This is a genomic window from Labrenzia sp. PHM005, from assembly GCF_006517275.1.
Classification (GTDB): Bacteria; Pseudomonadota; Alphaproteobacteria; order Rhizobiales; family Stappiaceae; genus Roseibium.
This window is the reverse complement of record NZ_CP041191.1, coordinates 5,984,669-6,007,728: the sequence shown is the minus strand read 5'-3', so window position 1 is coordinate 6,007,728 and position 23,060 is coordinate 5,984,669. Positions and strand designations below refer to the sequence as shown.

Sequence of the window (23,060 nt, the reverse complement as noted above, 5' to 3'; positions counted from 1 at the left end):
TGCCGAGATTGCATAAAATCCGTTCTGGACAAAAATGCTGGTGCGGGGCCAAAGTTCAAAACAGAGGAAGTGAGATCAGCAAGCGGTTGTATCCGTTTGGAAAAGGGGCAGAGAAAAAGCCCATCCGTTGCAGGGGAGTGCCAACATGAAACTGAAAAACATGCTCATTGCCGTGACCTCGCTCAGCATTCTGAGCGGCGGGGCCATGGCTCAAGACCGGACAGTGAATGTCTTCAACTGGTCTGATTATATCGATGAATCCATTCTGGAGGATTTCACCAAGGAAACCGGGATCAAAGTCGTCTACGACGTCTTTGACTCTAACGAGGTTCTGGAAACCAAACTCTTGGCTGGCGGCACCGGTTATGACGTGGTTGTTCCGACGGGGTCTTTCTTATCCCGTCAGATCCAGGCTGGTGTGTTCTCCAAATTGGACCGCTCCAAGCTTTCGAACCTTTCCAACATGTGGAAGGACATTGAAGCACGGGTCGAGAAATACGATCCTGGCAATGCCTATTCGATCAACTACATGTGGGGCACCACCGGCATTGGCTACAATGTTGAAAAAGTGAAAGCCGCACTCGGTGATAACGCGCCAGTCGACAGCTGGGATCTTCTTTTCAAAACGGAAAACCTGGAAAAACTGAAAGACTGCGGTGTCTTCATGCTGGACGCGCCGGCTGAAATGGTGCCGGCGGCGCTGAAGTATCTCGGCATTGATCCGGACAGCAAGGACCGCGGTGATATTGAAAAAGCGGGCGAGCTTTTGAAGTCGATCCGCCCCTATATTCAGAAATATCATTCATCAGAATACATCAACGCGCTGGCCAATGGTGACATCTGCCTGGCTGTCGGCTGGTCCGGCGATGTCTTGCAGGCCCGTGACCGGGCTGCGGAAGCCGACAATGGTGTGACCGTGGAATACTCCATTCCAAAAGAAGGCGCACAGATGTGGTTCGACCAGATGGCGATCCCGGCGGACGCGCCGAACATGGATGAGGCGCATGAGTTCCTCAACTACATCATGCGGCCGGACGTCATGGCGAAGGCATCGAACTATGTCTACTACGCCAACGGCAACAAAGCCTCGCAAGAGCTTCTGAACGACGATGTGATTGGCGATCCGGCCATCTATCCGTCCGAAGAAGCTGTTGCGAACTTGTACACTGTGACGGCCTATCCGCCGAAAGCGCAGCGCATCTTGACCCGCACCTGGACCGCCGTGAAGAGCGGCCAATAAGGCAGAGTGACCTGCCGGGCCGGAGTTCCGGCTCGGCAGAAAACACGTGTCTATGTTTCTCTTGGGGTGGGGGCAGTCTTGGCTAAAAAAACGATCGGGCCGGTGCGGCGGGATTTTGTTCCCTGGGAAAACCCCGACCATGCGCCGTTCATCGAATTCCGCAATGTGACGAAACGGTTTGGTTCTTTTACCGCGGTCAATGATCTGTCTCTGAAAATCTATGAGAAAGAGTTTTTTGCGCTGCTCGGCGGATCCGGGTGCGGAAAAACAACATTGATGCGGATGCTTGCCGGCTTTGAAACGCCAACGTCGGGGCAGATATTTCTCGACGGGCAGGACCTTGCTGGTATTCCGCCGCACCGCCGCCCCTCCAACATGATGTTTCAGTCTTATGCGCTCTTCCCGCATATGTCGGTGGAAAAGAATATCGCGTTTGGATTGAAACAGGACAATTTGCCCAAGGACGAGATTGAGGGACGGGTCGCGGAAATGCTCCGCCTGACCAAACTTGAACCTTTTGCAAAGCGTAAGCCGCACCAGCTCTCTGGCGGTCAGCGGCAGCGGGTCGCTTTGGCCCGATCGCTCGCCAAACGTCCAAAGGTGCTTTTGCTCGATGAACCTTTGGGGGCGCTCGACCGGAAGCTGCGGGAAGAAACCCAGTTCGAATTGATGGCCTTGCAGGAAGAACTGGCGATGACCTTCCTGATCGTGACGCACGATCAGGAAGAAGCCATGACAGTTGCCGACCGGATCGCGGTGATGGATCACGGCGAACTGGTTCAGGTTGCGACACCCGCAGAAATCTATGAGGCGCCGAATTCGAAATTTGTCGCTGATTTCATTGGTGACGTAAATCTGATCGAGGCGAAGGTCGTTGAGGCCAACGAAAATGGTTCGCGGCTGAAAGCAGTCATCGGGGATTTTTTGATCGAAACCGATCAATCCAGCAAAGCAAGCGCCGGAGACACAGTTTGGTATGCAATCCGCCCGGAAAAAGTCCGGGTCGCAAAAGGCAAAACCGAACCTGGAAGCGTCAATGCAATCACCGGTCCTGTTTGGGACATCGCCTATCTCGGCGACGTTTCGATTTTTCACGCGAAAATCGGAGCTGGAGACCACGACATCCTGCGCTCCACTGTCGCCAACGTCTCACGCCTGGTCGAAAATCCGATTACTTGGGATGACGACGTCATATTGTCATTCGACCGGGACGCCGGCGTGATTTTGGAAAGATAGGGGGAGACGATGAGCGGACCGGTTCCTCCCCCACGCAAACGCTCGCTCGGCAGCCGGGTTCTGATTGCAGTTCCTTATCTTTGGTTGCTGATTTTCTTTTTGGCGCCGTTTCTGATCGTTTTCAAAATCTCGTTGTCGCAGGTGGCGATTGCCATCCCACCCTATTTCCCAACATTTGATCTGGCTGAAGGCCTTCAGGGGATTTGGGAAAACGCCGCCGAGTTTTCCTTTGAAAATTATGTTTGGCTGACCGAGGACGCTTTGTATTGGAAGTCCTATGTGTCGTCAGTGGTGATCGCGGCTGTGTCTACCGTTCTGACGCTGTTGATCGGTTACCCGATTGCCTATGGTATGGCGCGCAGTCCACAATCCTGGCGGCCGACGCTGCTCATGCTGGTGATCCTGCCGTTCTGGACCAGTTTTCTGATCCGGGTCTATGCCTGGATTGGCATCTTAAAGAATGAGGGGCTGCTCAACCAGTTCCTGATGATGCTTGGTTTGATCGATGAACCGCTGGTGATCCTCAACACCAACATCGCGGTTTATATCGGTATCGTTTACTCCTATCTGCCGTTCCTTGTTCTACCGCTGTATGCGAGCCTTGAAAGACTGGATGGCAGCCTGTTGGAAGCCGCTGAAGATCTGGGCTGTCCACCCTGGCAGGCGTTCTGGAAAATCACGGTGCCTTTGTCGCTTCCGGGGATTATTGCAGGCTGTTTCCTGGTGTTCATTCCAGCTGTCGGTGAGTTCGTGATTCCGGATCTTCTCGGTGGGTCAGACACGCTGATGATTGGCAAGACGCTCTGGGTCGAGTTCTTCTCCAACCGGGATTGGCCGGTGTCCTCGGCGGTCGCTGTGATCTTGCTGATGATCCTGGTGATCCCGATCGTTCTTTTCCAGAATCAGCAACAGAAAATGGCGGAGAAGGACGGATGACGCGCGGCCCCACTTGGTTCAACATCACGTCGCTCGTTCTGGGTTTTGCGTTCCTCTACCTGCCCATCGTGCTTTTGGTGATCTATTCCTTCAACGAGAGCCGGTTGGTGACCGTCTGGGGCGGCTTTTCGGTGAAGTGGTATGTTTCACTGTTGGACAACAAACAGCTATTGGATGCCGCCTGGGTCACGCTTCGGGTCGCCTTTGTCTCGGCTACGATTGCCACGGTGTTCGGCACCATGGCCGCGCTAGTTCTCGTCCGGTCCGGCCGCTTCATGGGCCGGTCGCTGTTTTCCGGGATGATCTTTGCGCCGCTCGTGATGCCGGAAGTGATCCTCGGGTTGTCCCTATTGCTCTTGTTCGTAGCCATGGATCAAGCCCGCGGGTTCTGGACGGTGATTTTGGCGCATACGACCTTTGCAATGTGTTATGTCGCAGTTGTTGTGCAATCCCGGCTGGTTGGCTTCGACAAGTCGATTGAAGAAGCGGCAGAAGATCTCGGCTGCCCGCCCTTCAAAACCTTCTTTTTGATCACTCTGCCGATCATCTTGCCCGGTGTCATCGCGGGCTGGATGCTGGCCTTCACCCTGTCGCTGGATGATCTGGTGATCGCCAGCTTCACGACCGGGCCGGGGGCCACTACGCTGCCGATGAAGATCTATTCGCAGGTACGCCTCGGCGTGACACCGGAAATCAATGCGGTCTGTACGATCCTGGTGGCTCTTGTGACCGTTGGCGTGATCGCAGCGTCCATTGTCACCAAGCGCCAGCACCTCCAGAGGGAGCGGGACGAGCGCGCAGCGTTTGGGGCTGAGGGTTAAGCCCGTGGTGGCCTGAACAGATAAATCACCAGCCAGACCGGCACCACGATGAAGGCACCGAGGATCATGTTCGGGATCGCCCAGTCGATGAACAGGTGCAGGTAAATCCAGAGCTCCATCGGGCTGAGGCCGACTGAACCCAGAATGTCTTCGGCGGAAATGTTGACGAACGACAGGCCCGCGCCGACCAGCAGGGAAATCACTGCAATCTTAAAAAGGGTCGACAGGAATTGGTACAAGGTGCCCCGCGTCTTTCGTCGATATGTTGTTTTGACCGTTAAGGTTTTACATACCATATCCAGGGCTGCACAAAACCATGTCCATGAGCCAAGATGCTGTTCGCATACGACAATCGGCAAACAGGGTAAACCGTGGGAGCTGACTATCCGTTCATGTTTTTCGCTGCAACGCATCATTTCCCTTGACCGAAGGAAAACAAGCGGCGAATGTGCCGCGCATGTGCGTTACGACACCAAACGGGAGTGAAAAATGAACAAAGTCTACCCGGACGCAAAGGCTGCCCTGGAAGGACTGACCTTTGACGGTATGACGGTGATGGCCGGTGGTTTCGGCCTGTGCGGCATTCCGGAAAACCTGATCGTGGCTCTGCGCGATTCTGGCGCTCAAAATGTAACTGCGATTTCCAACAACGCTGGTGTGGATGATTTTGGTCTTGGCCTGCTGTTGCAGACTCGCCAGATCAAAAAGATGGTGTCGTCCTATGTGGGCGAGAATGCAACCTTCGAAAAGCAATACCTGAACGGCGAACTGGAACTGGAGTTCAACCCGCAAGGCACGCTTGCAGAGCGGATCCGTGCGGGCGGTGCCGGCATTCCGGGCTTCTACACCAAGACGGGCGTCGGAACGTTGATTGCGGAAGGCAAAGAGCACAAGGACTTTGACGGCGCCACCTACATCATGGAAACGGGCCTTGTTGCCGATGTGTCCCTGGTCAAAGCCTGGAAAGCCGACAAGGAAGGCAACCTGATCTACCGCAAGACCGCCCGGAACTTCAATCCGATGATGGCAACTGCTGGTAAAACGACAGTCGTGGAAGTGGAAGAGCTGGTTGAGGTCGGTGAACTTGACCCGGACAACATCCACACCGCCGGTATCTTTGTCGACCGCATCATTGTCGGCAGCCATGAAAAGCGCATCGAAAAGCGCACCATCCGCGAAGCCTGATCGAGTTGAGGAGATAAAAACATGGCCTGGACACGTGACGATATGGCCGCGCGCGCGGCAAAAGAACTTCACGACGGCTTTTACGTCAATCTCGGTATCGGCATCCCGACACTGGTTTCCAACTACATTCCGGACGGCATGCATGTGACGCTGCAGTCGGAAAACGGCATGCTCGGCATGGGCCCGTTCCCGACCGACGATGAGGTCGATGCCGATCTGATCAACGCCGGCAAACAGACCATCACTGAACTGCCGCAGACCAGCTATTTCTCATCTGCCGACAGCTTCGGCATGATCCGCGGTGGTCACATCGACCTGTCGATCCTCGGCGCGATGGAAGTCAGCCAGAACGGCGACCTCGCCAACTGGATGATCCCGGGCAAGATGGTCAAGGGCATGGGCGGTGCAATGGATCTCGTCGCTGGTGTCAAGCGCGTCGTCGTCATCATGGACCACACCTCAAAGGCAGGCGACCCGAAGCTGTTGAAACAGTGTTCCCTGCCGCTGACCGGCGTGCGCTGTGTCGACCGCGTGATCACCGGTCTCGGCGTCTTCGACATCACGCCGCACGGCCTGACGGTTGTTGAACTCGCTCCGGATGTTTCCCTGGACGAAGTCAAAGCCAAGACCGAAGCGAACGTCGTCTGAGTATCGGAAACTGTTGGTTTCCAATCTGCCGTCCCGGCCTCCGAGCCGGGACCTCAGGAACAATCACGAGGCCCCTGATCAAGTCCAGGGCGGCAAACGTGGACCGCTAAGCAATAGAAAACGCCCGCGAATTTCGCGGGCGTTTGAGTGTAATAATCCCCCATTTGGTCATACCAAGCGAAGCTCAAGCAGAGACCCCGGGATCGGCGAGTCCAAAAATTATCTGGTGTTACCTAATTGAAAATGATGAGCTTTTTCTTCTTTGTCGAATAAAAGCGCGCGCACTTAGCTGTCTGCATGTAACGCGATATGTGGCACCGTCTTTACCCCAAGTCTATTCTGCTTATATGCACATTCCTGACCTGAAACCAGACATAGCATTTCCAAAGCTGGAAACACTTCCGAGCGACATTGATTTTGCCTTCGAAGCAAAACGTGCGGCGATGTGGCCGCACATTGTGCCGCGTTGGGGCTGGGACGAGAGTTTTCAGCGGGATTTACATGTTCGGCGCTTCTCCGAAAAACCCTTCTTTGAAATTCGTAAAGGGAGTTCTCGCCTTGGAACGCTGTCATTTCAGGTTATTGCGGACCATGTCAGGTTCGGTGAATTCTATTTGTTTCCGAATTTCCAACGGCAAGGAATTGGTTCATGCGTATTAAGCCATTGCCTGTCTATCTCAGATCAGTTGAAATTACCGGTGAGGCTAGAGTACTTGCATTGGAATCCGGTGGGATCACTCTATCGCCGCCATGGTTTTGAAGAAATCGGGCGAACAGACATTCATTGTATATTGGAGCGGCCGATTTCGGAGTAAACATCATGGGATAAGGTTAGGTTGGAAGAGGTAATCGGTACTAGTTGTCCTAAAGAGTGCGCTGGGTAGATGGAAAAAAACACTTTGATCTGCTCTGTAAAATCAATGAATTACACTTGCAATTAGTCTTGGTAATCTCGCTAGAGGCAAGTGCATGTTTACTCCGCAGCCGCTGCCTCCTTGCGTTCGGCAAGCGGCCGGATGGCCGGGAAATCCTGATCGGTCAGGGTTTCTCTGGTCAGCAGCAATTCGGCGCCTTGATCCAATTCGCTGCGGTGATCGTTCAGGATCGTCTTGGCGCGCGCAAAGGCGGCCTCTACGCGGGCCCGGATCGCAAGATCTATTTCCCGCTGGGTTTCCTCTGACACGTCTGCCCTGTCCGGACCCGGTTGGCCGAGAAAATTCTGCTGCGGGCTTGCGTAGACGCGGTTGCCCAAAGCATCTTCCATGCCGTAACGCATCACCATATCGCGGGCGACTTCGGTGACCTTCTGAAGGTCGTCTGACGCCCCGGTCGAAATCTCATCGAAGATGATTTCTTCGGCTGCGCGGCCGCCCATCAAAACAGCCATCCGGTTTTCAAGGTCTTGTGTGGACAGGAGAAACCGGTCTTCGGTGGGTCGCTGCATGGTATAGCCAAGGGCGCCGATACCCCGCGGAATGATGGAAATCTTGTGCACCGGATCGCAGCCTTCCAGATTGGCGGCAACAAGCGCATGGCCCATTTCGTGAAAGGCGACGGTTTTGCGTTCCTTGTCGGACAGCACGCGGCTTCGCTTCTCAAGGCCGGCAATCACCCGTTCAATGGCTTCGTTGAAGTCTTTGAGGGTGACGGCATCTGCATTTCGGCGGGTCGCGAGCAAGGCGGCTTCGTTGATCAAGGTTGCAAGATCGGCTCCGGAGAACCCGGCTGTCAGCTGGGCAACCTGATCTAGGTTCGTATCTTCTGCGAGTGTGATCTTCTTGACGTGCACATCCAGGATCGCCCGGCGGCCGATCTTGTCAGGACGATCTACCAGAACCTGACGGTCGAATCGTCCTGCGCGCAAGAGAGCTTGATCAAGAATTTCCGGACGGTTGGTTGCTGCCAGTAGAATGATGCCGCTGGAGGGGTCGAACCCATCCAGCTCGGTCAAGAGCTGGTTGAGGGTCTGTTCCTTTTCGTCATTGGTGCCCATTGGTCCGCTGGAGCGCGCACGGCCAAGAGCATCCAGCTCATCAATGAAAATGATTGCGGGTGCTTCCTTGCGCGCCTGGTCGAATAGATCGCGCACACGGGCTGCGCCGACACCGACGAACATCTCGACGAACTCGGACCCTGAAATTGAGAAGAAAGGCACGCCAGCTTCACCGGCGACAGCACGGGCCAAAAGCGTCTTGCCGGTTCCCGGAGGGCCGACCAACAAGATCCCTTTGGGCACATGCGCGCCCAGCCGGCCATAGGATTTCGGGTCTTTCAAGAAGTCGACGACTTCCTTCAGTTCGCGTTTGGCTTCATCGACCCCGGCGACATTTTCAAAGCTGACCTCAACATCGGTTTCGACATAGACCTTGGCCTTGGATTTGCCGACGGTCATCATGCCGCCAAGGCCCTGTTTTTCAGCGAATTTGCGGATGAAGAACATCCAGAGGCCGAAGAGAAGAAGAACCGGCAGAACCCACGAGAGAATGTCCCGGATGATGGTATTCTGGACGACGCCGGTGAACTTCACATCGTATTTGCTGAACTCTTCTGCAAGGGGCTGATCCACCCGGGTTGTGATGAAATACTGCTTGCCATCCTTCAAAGGCTCTTTGAACTTGCCCTCGATAGTGTTTTCCTTGATGGCGATTTCTTCGATCTTCTTGTCTTTCAGATAGATCTCAAATTCGCTGTAGGGTATCTGTTCGACGTTTTTGTAGGTCGTCCACCAGCTTTGGAACAACAGCACCATCATCATGGCAATGAAGGCGTACCAAAGATTGATTTGGTGTTTTTTCTCCATGGAGTCCCTGTCCCATATCAACGCGTTTTTCTGCCGTCATTGGCGCGTGTTCGCTGCGATCTGTCAAGACACGTAGCCGGTGTTCAAACAGCTGGGCCAGCTTGACGTTTGGACATTTTGGTCCGGAAGGAATCTGCGCTGGAGCGGGCGAGCAGAATGACAGGAATAAGTCCGACAAGGACGATCGCCAGGGATGGCAACGCAGCTTCTTCGAAGGCTTCGCGTGATGCTGCTTCAAAGACCGTTGTTGCCAGCGTTTCGAAATTGAAGGGGCGCAAGAGGATCGTTGCTGGCAGTTCTTTCATGCAATCGACGAAGCTGAGCAGGGCGGCCGACAGAAGAACGGGTTTTAAGATCGGTAAATGGATCTGACCGAGGGTCTGTCCGGTGTTCCGGCCCAAAGTGCGGGCGGCCATATCAAGGTGCGGTGAGATCTTGCCAAACCCGCCCTCGACTTGGCCGTAGGACACCGCGAGGAAGCGCACACAATAGGCATAAATCAGCCCAGTTCCACTGCCGAGCAGCAGCAAGCCGGTGTTGATGCCGAACCAGTTTTCCATCCGGGCATCAACGAAATTGTCGAAATTGGCGAGCGGGATCAAAATGCCAATGGCAAGCACTGTTCCCGGAATAGCATAACCAATGGACGCAAGCCGGACGCCAAGCTTCAACGGCCCCTTGGGATTGAGCCGCAGCGCATAGGCGAGCGCAACTGACACCACGACGGTGATCAATGCGGCAACGGCAGCCAGGCTGAAACTGTTCCAGCTCGTGGTTAAAAAGTTTGGCGACAGAAGATCGTCTAGACGCCGGCTGGCCCGATCGGCGAGCAGAAGCCCTGGCACAATGAAGCCGAGCAAGATGGGCAAAGAACACAGGCCGAACGCCGCAGCAGCTTTTGCTCCAGTCAGATCGAAACGGGTTGGTGGGCGGTGTTTGGAACCTCCACCGCTGTCGAACCGCTGCTTGCGGCGGCCAAACCGTTCCAGCCACAACAACAGAAACACCATGGCGAGCATCGCGAGAGCCAGCTGTGCGGCGCCGCCCAAGCTGGAGCGGTTGAGCCAGGTGTCATAAACGGAAAAGGTCAGTGTTTTGACACCGAAGAAGGTCACCGCACCAATGTCGTTGAGGCATTCCATCAGGGCGAGCGATACGCCGATCACGATGGCCGGACGGGCCAGCGGCAAGGCAATGCGGAAGAACAGCCCGTAAGGCGACGCGCCGAGGGTTCGGGAGACATCCAGCGTGGACGCCGATTGGATCAGAAAACTCGCTCGGGTGGTCAGATAGACATAGGGATAGAGCACCAGCCCCATAACGAAGACCGCGCCACCCAGGGAGCGGATCTCAGGGAACCAATAGTCCCGGGACGTTTTGAAGCCGAACAGTGACCGGATTGTACTTTGGACAATGCCCGTATAATCAAGCACTTCGACATAAGAAAACGCAACGATATAGGTCGGAACCGCAAGCGGAATGAGCAGGGCCCAATCCATAATTTTGCGCCCAGGGAACTCGCACATGGTGACCAGCCAGGCTGCAACAACCCCCGTGATGCCTGTCGACAAACCGACACCAAGCATCAACAACAGAGTGGTCATCAGCGAACCGGGCAGTACTGTCCTTAGGAGGTGCCCCCAGACTTCACCGGTTGGCGTAAAAGCGATCCAGACGATCGCGGCCAGCGGCAACAGCACAAGAAGCGCTATAATGAGCGCTGAAAACTGCCAAAACCGGTCTGTAAACGAGTGTGAAGGGGTGCGGAGCACGAGCTGTCTTTGTCGTTGGTAATGCTTCGCAAAAGCTCTAGCGGCTCTTGCCGCAAAAAGCAAAGGACGAGCGAAGTCTCAAAGGGCTGTCCGCATCGAATTTCAATACAAAAAGCAAAAGCGCCGCTCATCGCGGCGCTCCATGTTTGTTGACGAGAGTTTCTAATCTAGCTGATGTCTGCTGATATCAGATCCGCATACGTGGCACGTCGTGCGGATCAAGGCGCAGATCAATCAACACTGGTCCCTTGCGGTTTTTGACCGCTTCAAGCGCGGTTTCCAGCTCTTCATCAGACCGCACCTCGATCCCTAGTCCGCCCAGCGAGGTGGCCACCTCCGCGAAGGACGGCCAATGGAAGACCGTCAAGCTCGGGTCCATTTGCCGGTCGAGAAACTGAATGTGTTCTGCGCCATACGCTGAGTCATTGGCGACGATCACGATGAGGTCGAGGCCGAGGCGCACAGCGGTGTTGAACTCGTTGATGCCGCCCATCATGAAGCCGCCGTCGCCGCTGAAAAGCACAACGGGCCGGTCCGGAGCCGCCACACCGGCACCGATGGCTTCCTGAAGTCCAAGGCCGATGGAACCGAAATTCGCTGTATTCACGAAACTTTTCGGATCGGGGGCGGAGATCCGGCACCAAACTTCGGTCATGAAGCGACCGCCATCGGTTACCAGAACACGATCTTTGGGAAGAGCTTCCTCGAACCGCTGCAGTGCGGCGACATAGTTGACATACCCATCGGCGGTCTTCTTGGCGTCTACCGGATGTGCCGTCAGCGTTTCGGTGTCCAGCTCCCGGGTAAAACCACTGGCCGGGATCTCGGCTTCATCCAGCCAATAGAGGATCGTTTCAGCCGTCAGGCCCGCATCGGCGATGAGGGCGGCATCTGGGTGCAGACCGCCGCCAATGGCGGTCGGTTCAACATCGACCTGTACGATCCGCTTGTTTTGCATCAGTTTGCCGCGATCGGTGGTGAAGTCGTGCAAACCGGTGCCGAAGCAGACAATACAATCGGTCTGAGCGATCAGGTCATAAGCAGCGGGTGTCGACAGGGTGCCAAAAATGTCGATGTTGTAGGGATGATCGCGGAAGAGGCCCTTGGCTTTCAAAGTCGTTGCCAGGGGAGCTTCCAGCCGGTCGGCGAGTTTGATCAGCTGATCCCGCGCGTGTGTTGCGCCACCGCCGGCCAGGATCATTGGCCGGCGCGCGGATGCGATCATCCCGATGGCTTCATCCAAAATACCGCCCTCAGCCACGCCACCTGGTGCAGTGAAAACATCCAGCATCTGAGGCTCATAAGGAGCTTCCTGCCACATGAATTCGGCAGGCATGTTCAGGACAATCGGTCGGCGTTCGACTTGAGCCCGGTAAAACGCGCGCGCGACATCCATTCCGACTGTATCGGGTGTCCGCAGCTGCTCAAACCCGGCTCCGGTCGCCTTGGCCAGTTCGCGTTGGTCAATTCCCTGCAGGTGGCGCGGATTGGCGACAGGCGTGTCTCCGGCTAGGAGAACGATTGGGATATGGCCACGCGCGCCTTCCGTGAGTGCGGTCATACAATTGGTCAATGCTGGACCGTGTGTAACCGTGGCAACGCCGACTTTTCCCGAAACATGCGTATAAGCCAACGCCATGAGCACCGAGCTGCCTTCGTGAGCCGCTGGGACAAAACGTCCGTCGCACTCGCGCACAAAACTGTCCACCATGAACAGGTTGGCATCGCCCATTAGGCCGAACATGGTGTTGATGCCATGATCGCTCACGGCCCGGGCAATGGATTGATAGACATGCATTTTGCTGCTCAACGGTGCTCACTCCTGTCGCAATTCCCTCACTGATAGCTGAAAATCGCCGCGCATGCCGTGCAATTCTGGTGAGTTTTTGTCCATTCACGCAAGAAAAAGGTAGTAAACACGCAATTGGTGCATGCTTTGTGTGTGATCTTGATGTTCTGGGGAAACGGGAGCTATCTGATTTCGCAAAATGTAACATAGGCTTGGATCAGCCTACCAAATCCAGAAACTCAATGTTTCCGGCGCAAGGCAAATTTCATCGCTGCAAGCTTGCAAGTTCAGAGAGATTTGCTGCGGTGTCATTGGTGCCTTTTGCGTGTTGAGCTCAGCCGTGATGTCAAAGTCACCTTCAAGCAACGCAAGTTTTTGGGCGTTGAAGGACAAAGCTTTGATGATGGGTTCTGGATATTGGACGTCCGAAGGAGCAATGCCATCAGCCGTCAGTTCAGTTGCGATGAAGTAGTCTTCCAATGGCTTGTGTGCGTTGATGTGCCAGCCGTCGGCGACCGAAATAGACAGCAAGATATCGCTGGATGAGGGCGCGGATTTCAGTTCCACACGCACCTTACCGCCGCCGACATGCCTTAAGGTTCCAGTTTCTCCTTGGTCCAGGTCTTGGAGGGCTTTGATCAGAAATCCGCGTTGCGTGGGAAATGAGATGGCATGGCCTGAAACCGCACTTGCCAGGAGATAGGCTTGTTGTTCTAGCTCCGGAGCCGCCGAGCGGTTCGCCAGTTTGGAAAACAGCGACAAGGCCAGGGCATTGCCTGATGGCACATCAGAATCGTTGACTGGCAGGATGCGGGTTAAACCATCAACAGACTGCGCCATGAAGAAGCCGTCTTCGGCAGCGCCAAACTTGGTCTGGATTTCAGCTGCCAACGCGGCTGCGTCTTTAAGCCATCGGGTCTTATCGTTTGTGTTCTTAGAAAAATCGTGCAGGGCAACGAATGCCAATCCGAGAGCGGCATAATCTTCCAATTGACCTGCAATATCGGCCTTACCGTCAAAGCTGATCCGGTTAAGTCCGTCGGAACCGGTGAGGTTCGATTTGATGAACTCGGCTGCATCTTCGGCTGCGTGGGAATACTCCGGCCGGCCCAAACGGTATCCGGCTTCCGCCAGGGCCTGGACCATCATACCGTTCCAGGAGACGACGATTTTCCGATCCAAAGCAGGGGTTGGCCGCTCGCGGCGCATCTCTTGCAGCTTGGCTAGGAGGTTATCTAAGCGGGTCTGAAGTTCCCCTTCGTCTACACCACGGTCCGCAGCCAATTCACTTACAGGTCCAGCAAGATGAAGGACATTGCTGCCGTCCAGCTCACCATCTTCCGTGATCTGGAAGATGTCCTTGGCGAAGGTCGCTTCATTGCCAAGAGGCGCGAGTTGCTCCGGTGTCCATGTGTAATAGGAGCCTTCGGTCTTGTCGCCGGTGGCGTCTTGGCTGTCTGCGTCTTGAGCGGAATAAAAGCCGCCACTCGTATCGCGCAAATCCCGCAAAACATAATCAAAGAGCCGCTCTGCAGCGTGTCGATAGGCCTGTTTTCCGGTAACAGCGTAGGTCCGGACCAACAGTTGCCCAGTCATCGCCTGGGTATAGAGCATTTTTTCGAAATGCGGGATGTGCCACTCCGGATCTATGGCATAGCGGTGGAAGCCGCCGCCAACATGATCATGGATGCCGCCTCGGATCATGCCGTCCAGCATATCTGTTACGGCGGTGAGTGCCTGTGTGTCCCCTGTGCGTTCTGCATGATCCAGCAAAAACAGGAACATGGTCTCGCGCGGAAATTTCGGCGCTTCGCCATAACCGCCATTGAACGGATCGAGGCCCTCATAAAAACTCGCGGCAATCGAAGCGATGACATCCTTCGTAAGGTCTTGAGCTTCTGCCTTCTTGGTGAGATAGCCACTAACCGCTGTGGTCACTTTTTTCGCTTCTTGTGCCACCACATGCGGTTCTTCCGACCATGTCCTGGTGACTAAGGAAAGCATTTCCGTCAATTGGTCTGGAGGCAGATAGGTCGTGGCGTAAAAAGCTTCGCCATCGGGTGTCAGAAAGACAGTATTGGGCCAGCCGCCGCCGCCAGTAATCAGCTGCGTTACCGTCATGAACTGCTCATCCAAGTCTGGCCGGCTTTCCCGGTCGATCTTGATAGAGATGAAATCACGGTTCAAAAGCGCCGCAATCTCCTCGTTCATGAAACTTTCTTCCTCCATCACATGACACCAATGACAAGAGGCGTAACCGACGGAGATCAGGATGACCTTGTTTTCGGCTTTGGCCTTCTCGAGTGCTTCCGGCGCCCAGGGATACCAGTCAACCGGATTGTCCAAATGTTGCAGCAGATAGGGAGAGGCGCTGCCGGCCAAATGGTTTGCTTTCTGCGCTTCAGCCAAAGTTGGCACAGACAGCAGAACCAGGAGTGCAGATAAGCTCGAAATGATGCGGTTCATGAAGGACCTCCCTATGGTGGGTTACCATAGGTTCGGCGCATGGCTGGTCACATTGGCGTCAATCCTCCGGTTGGCATCCTGGGGGCTTGGCTGAAACGAAAAAAGCGCCGTCGGGGACGGCGCTTTTCTCTGGAGATGACTGGTACGATCTTTAGGAAGACGGACCGTTGTCGAAGCCGACTTTGTCGACCAGCTCACTGGCGGTCTTCCGGTTCTTGGCGATGTCGTCGAGAGACAGGGCGTCTTTCTTCAGATCACCCCAAGCTTTGACGCGGTCGGAGACCTCAACACCCGGGGTAACCGGATATTCGAAGTTGGTTTCCGCATAGATCTTCTGAGCGTCTGCAGAGGTCAGGAATTCGATCAGTTTGACAGCGTTGTCTTTGTTAGGCGCGTGTTTGGCTAAAACAACACCAGCAAGGTTCACGTGGCTGCCGCGGTCTTCAACGTTCGGGAACAGGATGCGGACGGACGCGGCCCACTCTTTTTGCTCCGGCTCTTTCTCGTTGGTTTCCATCTTGCCCATGTAATAGGTGTTGCCGATGGAGATGTCGCACTCGCCAGCGAAGATGGATTTGACCTGCGCGCGGTCGTTGCCGGCTGGCTTGCGGGCCAGGTTGTCACGGACACCTGCGAGCCACTCTTCGGTTTTTTCTGCGCCATGGTGTGCAACCATGGAAGCGATCAGGCCGATGGAATAAACGTGCTGGCCGGAGCGGGTGCAGATTTTACCCTTCCACTTCGGATCCGCCAGCTCTTCATATGTGATGCTGTCCTGAGAAACACGGTCCTTGGACGCATAAATGATGCGGGCACGGTTGGTCAGGCCGATCCAGTGACCTTCCGGATCCCGGAATTCAGCCGGAATGTTGCCGTTTACAACGTCGGAGACGACCGGTTGTGTAATGCCAAGCTGCTTGGCGCCATCCAGACGGCCGATGTCGACGGTCAGGAGAATGTCAGCCGGCGAGTTCGCACCTTCCGCGGAAATCCGCTCACCGAGACCTTTTTTGGCATAGATCACGTTGGCTTTGACACCGGTCTCTGCTGTGAAAGCATCCAGAAGCGGCTGGATCAGGAACGGCTGACGGTAGGAATAGATGTTGACTTCACCGTCGGCGAAGGCCGGTGCAGCAGCGAAAGTGGTTGCCGCGAGAGCAGCGGCACCGGTGAGGGCGCGGAGCGTAGAACGCATCGAATTCTCCCAGAAGTCTGGTTGTTGGTGCTTCAGAAATTTAAGCTGAAGTCTATACTCAGGTTTATGTCCCTTAGTCATTCGAATGTCAATAAGCTATTTAATTTCAACAATTTAGAATGATTCCAAACTAACTGGAGTGAAAAACTCAACAAAAAGTCCGGAAAAGTCATTGTTGCCAATCATTTGCAGGAAGCCATGTGCGCCCAAAGAGCCCTTGCAGAAGTAGGCAGTGAAGCTAAGTGCGATTACTGATCACACCCACTCGAGCGATTTTTCGAGGAATTTGCGGCCATCGGCCTTTTGCCACTCACCATGCGCCATAATCACGGCGGTGGGATCCCAGTTCAACAAGATGTCCCGGGATGCGCGGGCCTTTGCCCGGTTGAAAAACGTCAGCCGCCATTCCAGCGGCGCATAACCTTTGCCAACAACTATGCCCCAGGTCCGCGCGATCCAGCGTTGCCAGAGCTTCCAGTGCTTGTTGAGAAATTCTTCTGAAAAATTTTCGCTTAAATCAGCAAGGATGGCTGTGCTGGATTGCCGGTGAAAAAAGACGACTTCGTCCATCACGGGTGAGCCGGCAAAGCGGACAAGGTCTATTGCTCCTTCCCAAGTGTCCGGTGCGGATTGATCGAGCGGGGCCTCAAAGGAAAGGTCGCGCCGCTTCTCAATTGTGCTTTGAGGTCCCCATAAACGGGCCTCGGGCCAAGCGTCTTTCCAGTCCTTCAGAAACAAGTGATGGATCTTGTTTGGGCTCACCAGATGCGCCGGAGCTCCAAGGGTTTCGACCTGGTCTTTCAGCGCTGGCGTCAACTCAATCGGCGACCACACCCACAAGGCACCGGAAGGCAGGCGGACGATGACGGCACGCGTCGGGTAGGCACAGCCGAAAAACGGCACAATGCCCCCTTCCGCAATCCAAATATTTTCAGCAACTTCAACCAGCTCTGATGGTTGGCCGTCCGACATTATTCTGACAGGACGCGTTCAGTCGGGAAGGTGATTTCCACTAACGTGCCTTGATCCGGCGTGGAATCGATGTGGAATTGTGCCCGGTTGGCTTCTGCCAGCGCCTTGGTCAACGGTAAGCCCAAACCGGTTCCTCCGCCGCGCCGCGCCGTATGCACCTGGCGGAAAGGTTCAAGGGCTGCAGCCAGTTGCTTCGGCGTCATGCCAGAACCGGTGTCGCGCACACGAAGAGCAACTTCACCATTTGCTTCCAAAGTCGTCGACAGAATCACCTGACCACCGGACTTATTATACTTGATGCCGTTGGACAGGAGATTGAGAACGATTTGGCGCAGCGACCGCTGATCCGCCACGATATTCGGCACGGTATCGGGCACGCTCGCGCGGATGATCACCCGCTCGCGGTTCGCCTGCGGTTGCATCAGCGCTACGCATTCGTTGATGATCTCGTTGGCCGAGACGGATGAGAACTGCAGTTCTTGTTTGCCGGCTTCGATCTTGGACAGATCCAGAAGGTCATTGACCAGGCTCATGATGTGCGAGCCGGAGGTGCGAATGTCCTTCAGATAATCCTTATAGCGCTCATTGCCGATCGAACCGAAACGTTCTTCCATCATGACTTCGGAGAACCCGATGATCGCGTTCAATGGAGTGCGGATCTCGTGGCTGATCTTGGCCAGAAAATCGGATTTTTGCGAACTTGCATTTTCGGCCTGGCGTTTGGCTTGGGTGAGTTCTTCTTCGGCGGTTTTCCATTGGGTGATATCCCGCAGGACCACGCAGAACTTTGTATCGTCCGCACCGCTGATCCGGCCCATGGTCATGAACAACGGGATCAAACCGCCGGATGGAACTTTGCCCAAAACTTCCCGGCCGTCGTTCAGGATACTGGCAACCCCGTTGCGGGAAAGCCCGTCGAGGTAATCTTTAGCCAAACTGTGGCTTTCAGGCGCAAGGAAATCAATGAACGGTTTTCCGATCATTTCACCTCTGCTGGCGCTGAATAAGGCTTCTGCCGATCCGTTGACCTTAAGGATGGTGCCGTTTTCATCCAGAACCAAGACACCATCGGTCGCCGTTTCCAGGATGGTGTCCATTTCCGAGATTTGATCTCGAGCCCGGTCGAGTTCACCGCGGACCTCAGCAAAAAAGTTCGGTGATGCAGGAGCGACCCCCGCGGCAGCGGGTTTGGCCGTACGTTCTGTGATCGAAATCATCAAACCGCGGCTGCCATTCCAGGGGACCGAATGCATGTGTGCATCAACGGACCGGACGCCGCCATCTGCGAGGCGGACCTTCATGGTTTCATCAAGCTCGCCGACCATACCTTCGGCATCCGGAAGGTCTTCGGTTTCATCGATGAAGAGGGCTTCAAGGCCACCTGCTTCGCTCAATGCGGCGATCGACCGATAGCCCAGGAGGCTCAAGAGCGCCTTATTGGCGTAAAGCACATCCCGGTCATAGGCGATGGCGATGCCGATCGGCAACCGGTCCAAAAGAGTCGGATCGATAGGCCCGGCTTCTGGAACTTCCGGCGGAAGTTCGGGAAGATCCGGTTCTTCCGTATCCGGCTCATCCCAGCCGTCCAGGTCACCTTCCAGACGGGCGCCCAATGCTTCTGCAATTTTCCGGAAAGCTTGCCGTTCCGGACGCGACAAACCGGAGGTGTCTACCGGAACAACTCGAGGTTTGACGGTTGCAAGCGGAATGACGTTGTCGCCGTGGGCAGGAGGCAAGGTCTCAACATTGTCGGAGGCCGCGAGATCTTCTTCAAACTCTTTCGCAAGTTCTTCGGCTTCAAAGGCAGCCGTTTCTTCAAAGAACTCCCGTTCTTCGTCTGCAGCGTTGTCGCTGTGCTCAGGCTCTTCGTCGGTAGTGTCAACTGACAGGGCCTCGTGTTGACTGTCATCTTCCTCGGAGTTTGTTTCTGAAACCTCGATTTCGGCCTCATCAGCTGCCGTATCATCTGTCTCGGCTAGTGTCTCTTCGCTCTCACTGGCTGAGACAGCAGCTCGGTCAACTGGTGCTTCTGAGCTTTCCGCATCATTGCCTTCAAACAGATCCGGTTCTGGCTCGGTGCTTTTCTTGTAGGACTTCTGCAAAGACTTGACCGCCGATTCAATTTCAGCGGCATCAAGAGAAGCTGTTCCAGAGATTCCCGCGGGTTCATCTTCGGAGCTTTCGAGATCTGCCAATGATGTTTCGGTCTCCGCAGAGGCTGAGCTGTCTGCTGGCGTTTCGATCTCAGCATCGGCCGGTAGATCCGCAGCAGATGGTTCTACATCGCCGGTTTCATCGTCGGCGTTTTCGGTGATCAATCCGCTGTCATCAGTAGGCGGTGTCTCTTCAAACGCTTCTGACGCGCCCTCGTCAGCCAATTCATTTTCGACATTTTCGGCAGGCTCAACTGGTTCAGACGCGGGTGTTTCTTCTGTAGTTGAAGGCGCAGCCGCCTGCTCCAGAACTTCGTCCATAGCAACGGCAGCCGTCAGCGGTTCCTCAATCGCGGTGTCAGCATCGTTTGCTGCGGTTTCCTCGGAAACGTCATCCGGATCTGGATTGGCTGTGTCCGCATCATCTTGAGAGGGATTGAGTGACGGTGCCGCCGGAGCGGTATGTTCTGTTTTGGGTGGTGGTGTCGTTCCAGTAAAGCGGGCAAGGGATCCCACCAAGGCCGCGGCGCTGGCGCCGATAAATGTTTTGCCGGCCAACGCATCCGGTTGTTTTGGCTTAAGCTCTTCTGCAGCCGGGGCAGGGGGGGAGACAGCCTCAACCGTTTCTGGTGTTGCTGTCTCAATGGCAGAAACTTGGGTTTCTACCTCCACTTCCGCAATTTCTGATGCAGTTTCAGCTACAGGTTTGTCGGGTTCTGCTGGAGTATCAGCGTCATCTACCCCGAGACCCTCATCAAAGGCCGCCATGGCCGGGCTGAGGACTGCGATCCGGCTACCAGGTTTGGCATCAGCTGCCCGGCAAACACCAAAGCCGCGGTAACCTTCAAATTTCCGGTTGCGGTCAAACGCTGGCAGCGCCGCCATATCGACAGGGACGCGGAGCGCGGCATCTGTGACTGGCCAATCGACGGTTTTGCCGCTCCAGGTGTCGCGGCGGTCGAGTGCCCTGGCAATGCTGCCGCGTGGATCGAGGTCGAACCGGTCGGCAACTTCGGCCCAGGTCAAGCCAACGATGTCGGCGCTTGCCGGTCCCACCACCTCAGAAAACTCATCGGACAGGAACGTGAAGCGCTGGTTGATATCCATTTTCCAGGCAAAGCGGACCGGCCGCCGCCCTGGCTGAAAAACAAACTCCTCGGTCTTGATGTCTTCAGCATCGTCCGGAACAAGTTCAGCTGTTGTTTCAGGGACAGCAGTTTCCTCTACCGCATCGGTGTCTTCGGTTGCTTCCGGCGTATCATCTAAGGACGCGGCAGCCTCCATGACCTCACCGTCTCCAGCAGCATCGCCTGCTTCGGAAGGTTCTTCGGTATCCAATTCAGCGACTGGAAGTTCTTCACCTGTCGCGCTGTTTTCTGGAGCCGTGTTCACCAGTACATCGTCGACCGTGTCTGATGCTGAGGTTTCTAGTTTGTCGCCTGTTTCCGGTACCGTGTCGTGCAGCGCGCTGGGCTGCTGTTCCGTGTCTAGAGCATCGGCCCGGGCCCAAGCAGAGGGTTCTTCGCCAGTTCCTTCGGTCGGGTGATCGGGGAGTTCTTCAGCCGTATCGGCAGCGGGCAGAGGCGTATCTTGCAGACCGGCTTCAATCTCTTGGTTGTCCAGCACGACGAGTTTTTGCGCGTCTGGCAATTTAAAAACCGCGCCGTTGTGCAAGGCGCCAGCCAAGTCAAGAGGTCCATAAAGCGCCATTTGGCCCCTGGGCAATTCCAGGTTTTCCGGAGTGCCAGTCAATGCTCCAGTGGTTTCTTTTACAGCACCGTTGTCGGTGACAAACACAGATGTCTCAGCCCCAGCCACCAAATGTGCAAACGTCGTGACCGGATCTTTGGTCGTCGTAAATCCTTTGTCGGCACAGACTATCAGAGCTGCGGTTTCGCCATCTGCGAGGTCTACCTTTTTGCACTGGCAGGTCAGCAACATAACTCTGAGACCGCGGTAGAACCGCAGGCGGTCGATACTGAAGCGGTCGGTAAACCCAGAAGCGGCTATACGTGCAATATGTGGACGGGCAGGCGAGCGCTCCAACGCAGCCAAATTTGCTAAATCATTGATGGATTGTGCAGAAAAGAAAGCAGCGCCAGCCGCGTTTGCCCAAAGCACGCGTCCACCATCCGAGGACCACAACCATGCCGCCCGCCGATCTGGCACAAGCTCGACCAAATCGGTCGTGCCAGTCAGGTCCAGAAAGGTTTGGGTCTGATGGTCCATGCTCTGCTCCAAATGGTCATCCGGCAAGGGAGGTGTAACGCGCCCGCCGGGCTTTCATCAGCAATGTTAACACTCTGTTAATACCGGGAAACAGCCGTATCGTCCACGATAAGCACGGTTGCTAAAGGACTTACATGAAGGCGTGGTTAATCGGAGGGCATGTATTTGCCGCGCTGCCATATGCATGTTACGAATTTTTGGCATGGAAAGTTCTTGCAAGTACGAATTTCAATTCTTCTCCCAAACCGAGGAATGCCAGAATGACAGCTGATAAGACCGGTTTTGAAGTGCCTGATCAAATGCGTGATTTTGCTGAAAAGAGCGTAGATCAAGCACGTAAGGCTTTTGACGATTTAATGGGTGCAACCCACAAGGCCGTCAGCAATGTGGAAGAAAGCGCTCATGCCGTGCAGGCGGGGGCGGCAGACGCCAACAAAAAAGCCCTGAGCTATGCCGAAGAACACGTCAATTCTGCATTTAAGTTCGCTCAGGATCTCGCACGGGCGGGCAGTGTCGAAGATATGATGAAGCTGCAGCAGGACTATCTGCGGTCCCAGATGGAAGCCCTTGGAGAACAGGCACGGGAGTTCTCCAATTCGGCCACAAAGACTGTTTCCGAAGCGACCAAAGCGGCGTCTCAAAAGGACTGACCCCAATCAGAAGAGTATCAAGGAGTTTGGCGCAGATCCCTGCGCCAAACCATTATGAGCAAGGAACTTACCGCCCAGCGGCAAGCGTCAGGCCTTTGCTTCAGTGGCATTCCCATCCACCTGCTGGCGCCTGCGAGAACATCCGGAAAATCAATTCTTGGTCGTGTGCCGGGCATTTGCATCCCGGGAAAACCGCATGAACGCGACGGAAAGTTGATTGTGCAATGCAAAAAAATATTGCAATGCAACAAGAGGTGTCCTATGTAGGGGATGCGGATGACGACAGGGTCCGCCGGGAGACGACCGGCGGAGATGATTTTCACCAATGATCGCATCCGGACTCTAGGAGATGAGATCATGACTGAGACAACTGCTGCAAAACCGGCTACCAAAGCCCGTGCTTCCAAAGCCAAAGCTGCTCCGGCCGCTGCCGCTGCATTCCCGGACTTTGAAGCTTTCGCAATGCCGAAAATGGAAGTTCCGGCTGCTTTCCGTGAAGCAACCGAACAAGGCATCGAAAACGCACGTGAAGCCTACGCCAAGGTGAAAACCGCTGCTGAAGATGCAACCGATCTGATGGAAGATACTTTTGAAACTTCCCGCCAGGGCGTGGTTGAGTTCAATCACAAGGCTGTTGATGCGGCCAAAGCTAACGTTGATGCGACTTTCAGCTTCATGAAAGACATCATGTCTGTAAAGACTGTTGCCGAAGCCATCGAGCTGCAGTCCACGTTTGCACGTCAGCAATTTGACACGCTAAGCGCCCAGACCAAAGAAATGCAGGAACTGGCCACCAAGCTTAGCACCGACGTTTCTGCTCCGGTCAAGGAAGCGGTCGAAAAGTCCTTCAAGGATTTGAAGGTCAACTAAGACTGCAGGCATCTATGCCGTGACGAGTTTTTATGCCCGGAGCCTCTCGCTTCGGGCATTTGCTTTTCAACAAGCTGTATTTTTCTAAAAATTGGCGC

The 23,060-nt window shown here is 55.0% G+C and carries 17 protein-coding genes; 9 read left to right on the top strand and 8 right to left on the bottom strand.

What is annotated here, in order from left to right; genetic code table 11:
* The first annotated feature begins 145 nt into the window (after window positions 1-145).
* From FJ695_RS27195 to FJ695_RS27180, 4 genes are all read left to right on the top strand, one after another.
* Window positions 146-1,240: a polyamine ABC transporter substrate-binding protein gene (locus FJ695_RS27195; protein ID WP_141188367.1), complete on the top strand. Its 1,095-nt coding sequence runs from the start codon at window positions 146-148 to the stop codon at window positions 1,238-1,240.
* Window positions 1,241-1,318: 78 nt separating this feature from the next.
* Window positions 1,319-2,476, top strand: coding sequence for an ABC transporter ATP-binding protein (locus FJ695_RS27190; protein WP_141188366.1), 1,158 nt, complete (start codon window positions 1,319-1,321; stop codon window positions 2,474-2,476).
* 9 nt (window positions 2,477-2,485) lie between these two features.
* Window positions 2,486-3,412: an ABC transporter permease subunit gene (locus tag FJ695_RS27185; protein ID WP_141188365.1), complete on the top strand. Its 927-nt coding sequence runs from the start codon at window positions 2,486-2,488 to the stop codon at window positions 3,410-3,412.
* On the top strand, window positions 3,409-4,233 hold the full coding sequence (locus tag FJ695_RS27180) for an ABC transporter permease (protein ID WP_141188364.1): 825 nt from the start codon (window positions 3,409-3,411) through the stop codon (window positions 4,231-4,233). Before FJ695_RS27185 ends, FJ695_RS27180 begins: the two co-directional genes overlap by 4 nt.
* Here the strand turns inward: FJ695_RS27180 and FJ695_RS27175 are convergent.
* Entirely contained in the window at window positions 4,230-4,472 is a 243-nt protein-coding gene (locus FJ695_RS27175; protein WP_141188363.1) for a DUF6460 domain-containing protein, read from the bottom strand. The two genes, FJ695_RS27180 and FJ695_RS27175, sit on opposite strands and share 4 nt — an antisense overlap.
* A 250-nt stretch (window positions 4,473-4,722) precedes the next feature.
* On the opposite strand from FJ695_RS27175, the gene FJ695_RS27170 reads away from it, so the two are divergent.
* The 3 genes from FJ695_RS27170 (at window position 4,723) to FJ695_RS27160 (ending at window position 6,881) form a co-directional block, all read left to right on the top strand.
* Window positions 4,723-5,418, top strand: coding sequence for a CoA transferase subunit A (locus FJ695_RS27170; RefSeq protein ID WP_141188362.1), 696 nt, complete (start codon window positions 4,723-4,725; stop codon window positions 5,416-5,418).
* Between the two features lie 21 nt (window positions 5,419-5,439).
* Entirely contained in the window at window positions 5,440-6,066 is a 627-nt protein-coding gene (locus FJ695_RS27165; protein ID WP_141188361.1) for a CoA transferase subunit B, read from the top strand.
* A gap of 143 nt (window positions 6,067-6,209) precedes the next feature.
* Window positions 6,210-6,881: an N-acetyltransferase gene (locus FJ695_RS27160; protein ID WP_209010836.1), complete on the top strand. Its 672-nt coding sequence runs from the start codon at window positions 6,210-6,212 to the stop codon at window positions 6,879-6,881.
* Window positions 6,882-7,039: 158 nt separating this feature from the next.
* Here FJ695_RS27160 and ftsH read toward each other — a convergent pair whose 3' ends face one another.
* The 7 genes from ftsH to FJ695_RS27125 all read right to left on the bottom strand — a co-directional run bounded on the left by ftsH (window position 7,040) and on the right by FJ695_RS27125 (window position 21,442).
* Window positions 7,040-8,866 carry an ATP-dependent zinc metalloprotease FtsH gene (gene ftsH / locus FJ695_RS27155; RefSeq protein ID WP_141188360.1) on the bottom strand — a complete coding sequence of 609 codons (1,827 nt, stop codon included), beginning with the start codon at window positions 8,864-8,866 and terminating at the stop codon, window positions 7,040-7,042.
* 83 nt (window positions 8,867-8,949) lie between these two features.
* Complete coding sequence (locus tag FJ695_RS27150) at window positions 8,950-10,638, bottom strand: iron ABC transporter permease (RefSeq protein ID WP_141188359.1); 1,689 nt, start codon at window positions 10,636-10,638, stop codon at window positions 8,950-8,952.
* Between the two features lie 187 nt (window positions 10,639-10,825).
* Window positions 10,826-12,448 carry a thiamine pyrophosphate-binding protein gene (locus FJ695_RS27145; protein ID WP_247653753.1) on the bottom strand — a complete coding sequence of 541 codons (1,623 nt, stop codon included), beginning with the start codon at window positions 12,446-12,448 and terminating at the stop codon, window positions 10,826-10,828.
* A gap of 201 nt (window positions 12,449-12,649) precedes the next feature.
* A complete protein-coding gene (locus tag FJ695_RS27140; RefSeq protein ID WP_141188358.1) occupies window positions 12,650-14,893 on the bottom strand; it encodes a DUF255 domain-containing protein in 2,244 nt (747 codons plus the stop codon).
* A gap of 151 nt (window positions 14,894-15,044) precedes the next feature.
* On the bottom strand, window positions 15,045-16,088 hold the full coding sequence (locus FJ695_RS27135) for a Fe(3+) ABC transporter substrate-binding protein (protein ID WP_141188357.1): 1,044 nt from the start codon (window positions 16,086-16,088) through the stop codon (window positions 15,045-15,047).
* Between the two features lie 255 nt (window positions 16,089-16,343).
* Entirely contained in the window at window positions 16,344-17,060 is a 717-nt protein-coding gene (locus FJ695_RS27130) for a DUF4336 domain-containing protein (RefSeq protein WP_168206504.1), read from the bottom strand.
* Window positions 17,060-21,442 carry an ATP-binding protein gene (locus tag FJ695_RS27125; RefSeq protein ID WP_141188356.1) on the bottom strand — a complete coding sequence of 1,461 codons (4,383 nt, stop codon included), beginning with the start codon at window positions 21,440-21,442 and terminating at the stop codon, window positions 17,060-17,062. The genes FJ695_RS27130 and FJ695_RS27125 overlap by 1 nt, the downstream gene beginning before the upstream one ends.
* A gap of 260 nt (window positions 21,443-21,702) precedes the next feature.
* On the opposite strand from FJ695_RS27125, the gene FJ695_RS27120 reads away from it, so the two are divergent.
* Together FJ695_RS27120 and FJ695_RS27115 are read left to right on the top strand one after the other, a co-directional pair.
* Window positions 21,703-22,092, top strand: coding sequence for a phasin (locus FJ695_RS27120; protein WP_141188355.1), 390 nt, complete (start codon window positions 21,703-21,705; stop codon window positions 22,090-22,092).
* 357 nt (window positions 22,093-22,449) lie between these two features.
* Window positions 22,450-22,962 (top strand): phasin, encoded by a 513-nt coding sequence (locus FJ695_RS27115; protein WP_141188354.1) that lies wholly within the window; start codon window positions 22,450-22,452, stop codon window positions 22,960-22,962.
* Window positions 22,963-23,060: the final 98 nt, after the last annotated feature.

Excerpts from the sequence above, each read along its gene's own strand:
- FJ695_RS27195 (WP_141188367.1), top strand. The coding sequence starts at position 146 with ATGAAACTGAAAAACATGCTCATTGCCGTGACCTCGCTCAGCATTCTG.
- FJ695_RS27185 (WP_141188365.1), top strand. The coding sequence starts at position 2,486 with ATGAGCGGACCGGTTCCTCCCCCACGCAAACGCTCGCTCGGCAGCCGG.
- FJ695_RS27180 (WP_141188364.1), top strand. The coding sequence starts at position 3,409 with ATGACGCGCGGCCCCACTTGGTTCAACATCACGTCGCTCGTTCTGGGT.
- FJ695_RS27170 (WP_141188362.1), top strand. The coding sequence starts at position 4,723 with ATGAACAAAGTCTACCCGGACGCAAAGGCTGCCCTGGAAGGACTGACC.
- FJ695_RS27165 (WP_141188361.1), top strand. The coding sequence starts at position 5,440 with ATGGCCTGGACACGTGACGATATGGCCGCGCGCGCGGCAAAAGAACTT.
- ftsH (WP_141188360.1), bottom strand. The coding sequence starts at position 8,866 with ATGGAGAAAAAACACCAAATCAATCTTTGGTACGCCTTCATTGCCATG.
- FJ695_RS27140 (WP_141188358.1), bottom strand. The coding sequence starts at position 14,893 with ATGAACCGCATCATTTCGAGCTTATCTGCACTCCTGGTTCTGCTGTCT.
- FJ695_RS27135 (WP_141188357.1), bottom strand. The coding sequence starts at position 16,088 with ATGCGTTCTACGCTCCGCGCCCTCACCGGTGCCGCTGCTCTCGCGGCA.
- FJ695_RS27130 (WP_168206504.1), bottom strand. The coding sequence starts at position 17,060 with ATGTCGGACGGCCAACCATCAGAGCTGGTTGAAGTTGCTGAAAATATT.
- FJ695_RS27125 (WP_141188356.1), bottom strand. The coding sequence starts at position 21,442 with ATGGACCATCAGACCCAAACCTTTCTGGACCTGACTGGCACGACCGAT.
- FJ695_RS27120 (WP_141188355.1), top strand. The coding sequence starts at position 21,703 with ATGACAGCTGATAAGACCGGTTTTGAAGTGCCTGATCAAATGCGTGAT.
- FJ695_RS27115 (WP_141188354.1), top strand. The coding sequence starts at position 22,450 with ATGACTGAGACAACTGCTGCAAAACCGGCTACCAAAGCCCGTGCTTCC.